The organism is Planctomycetota bacterium (assembly GCA_016872555.1).
GTDB lineage: Bacteria > Planctomycetota > Planctomycetia > Pirellulales > UBA1268 > F1-20-MAGs016.
Genome location: VGZO01000135.1, coordinates 1 through 2,074, shown reverse-complemented (window position 1 = coordinate 2,074; position 2,074 = coordinate 1). Strand labels below are relative to the sequence as shown.

2 protein-coding genes are annotated in these 2,074 nt (G+C 72.4%); one reads left to right on the top strand and one right to left on the bottom strand.

The features are described from left to right. Positions 1 to 98: 98 nt before the first annotated feature. Positions 99 to 482 carry a DUF423 domain-containing protein gene (locus FJ309_17495; protein ID MBM3956368.1) on the top strand — a complete coding sequence of 128 codons (384 nt, stop codon included), beginning with the start codon at positions 99 to 101 and terminating at the stop codon, positions 480 to 482. A 57-nt stretch (positions 483 to 539) separates the two neighbouring features. On the opposite strand, the gene FJ309_17490 is transcribed toward FJ309_17495, so the two are convergent. Continuing rightward, the gene (locus FJ309_17490; protein MBM3956367.1) at positions 540 to 1,832 is read right to left on the bottom strand and encodes an amidohydrolase; all 1,293 of its coding nucleotides are present in this window, start codon (positions 1,830 to 1,832) and stop codon (positions 540 to 542) included. Positions 1,833 to 2,074: the final 242 nt, after the last annotated feature.

Here is a 2,074-nt window from a genome sequence, read left to right as displayed (position 1 = left end):
GACCGACAGCCTGATGCTGATGGTGACGCCGCGGATCATCATCCAGGAAGAGGAGGAGGACAAGCTCCTCGGGAACAGCCGTCCCTGAGCCGCTCCCGATGAAGCCCTCCTGGATCACCGCCGGGGCTCTCGTCGGCTTCGCCGCCGTCGCCGCCGGCTCGTTCGGCGCCCACCTCCTCGAGACCCGCCTCGAGGAGACCGGCCAGGCTACCAATTGGGAGACCGCGGTCCGCTACGCCCTCGCGCACGCCCTGGCGCTCGTCGCCGTCGGCCTGCTCGCTCGACTGCCGCACTCCCCCGGCGCCCCGCTGTCGGCTGCGGGTTGGTGCTTTCTGCTCGGCACCGCGATCTTCAGCGGCTGCCTGGGCGTGCTCGCTCTCTCGGGCCTGCGCTGGCTCGGCGCGATCGTGCCGATCGGCGGCCTCCTCATGCTGGCCGGCTGGCTGGCATTGGCGATCGCCGGCCTCACGCGCGGCGACTGACGGCTGCCGGCCCGTGGGCCGCCCGGCGCCCGCGCGGCGATCTGGCCACGGGCTGATTCAGGACGCGGCCGGATAGAAGACGCGCCGCGTGTTGCGCACCAGGACGTCGAGGCCGAGGTCGACCGCCGCGTCCTCACTCCAGCCGCGCTCCCCCACGAAGCGCCGCGCCAGCACGCGGGCGAGCACACGCCTGAACATCGCGAATTTCGGGTAGCCGAACTCGAGCTTGTACATGTCGCTGTAGTAGCCGAGGAGCTTCGTCCGCGGCACCGCCTCGAGCCGCTGCTCGAGGTCGCGTTCGATCACGGCCGGGGTGTTGGCATACCACCAGTGGCCGAACGGGAAGACGTTGGGAAAGATCCAGGAAAAGGCGACCAGTTCGTGGTTGAGCGGGTGCGACAGCACCGACACCGGGAAGGGGACGCGCGGGAAGGCGTTGAACAGCGGCGCGTAGTCGGCCAACGACAGCCGCCCGTCGAGCAGGTCCTGCCCCTGGTACACGCCGCCGGGGTACACGGCCCGGCGGACGCCGATCATCAGGTCGAACGGGAGCCCGACGGCGTCGCAGCATTCGGCGACGCGCCAGAACAGGTCGGCGGCGAGGATCGCGCGGTCCGCCGCCGGCGCTAACGGCCCTTCGCGCCGGACGACCGCGAGGGCGCGCTCGGCGGCCGTTGCGTCCGGGGCACCGGGGCGGAAGTCGGGGGGCAGCGAGATCGCCGCCGCGCGGGCCCCGCGGCGCACGAAGCGCTCGGCGAGGGCCCCGAGCGCCCGATGGACGCCGTCCCGGTCGCCGACCGCCGTGGCGCTGGCGCGCTCGAGGCGGTCGAGCACGCCCGGCTTGCCGGTGTGGAACACCAGCTCGTCGACGCGCAGGCAGGGGACGTAGGTCGCGGTGTCGAACCCCGCAAGCGGGTCGTCGAAGTCGTTGGTGAGGAACACCGCGTCCATCCGGTTGGTCGCCAGCACGCGTGCTTCCCAGTCGGGAGCCGCCGTCGCCGTGGCGACGCGGTCGGCGAGCCGCCGCCAGTTCGACCGGTCGAGGACCGGCTCGTCGAACCCGAACAGATCGCGCGCGATCTCCATCAACCAGGCGTGCTGGATCGTGTTGGAGAGCGGGGCGAGCCCCGCCACGAGGCGTTCGACACGCGGCTCGGCCGACAGCCCTTCCCCCTCGATCTCCCCCCGGGGCACACCGGCCGAATGGACCAGTTCGGTGTAGTAGTGGTAGCCGAGGATGTCGGCCAGCGACCGCGCCGCGGGGGCGTGCGGGTCGATGTGGGAGTGGGGATCGACGAACGTCGCGACCGCGAGGCGGTCGAGGATCGCGGCGGCGACTGGATCGCTCATCGGCGCGGCAGGCGACGCGGTCAGCGCCCCCCTCCAGCGGCCTCCCGCTCCTCCTGGGCATCGCGCTGGTCGAGCGCGTCGTCGGTTTCGCTCGCGCGGTCCTCCATCTGCTGGTCGCGCTGGTCAAAGACGTCGTCGCGCTCGGAATTGCCGCGCTCGCGCAGTTGGTCGCGCTGGTCGAGGCGGTCGTCAGTCATCGGCCCGTCGTCGCCGAACGGATCGGCCGGGTCGGCCCGGCGCCG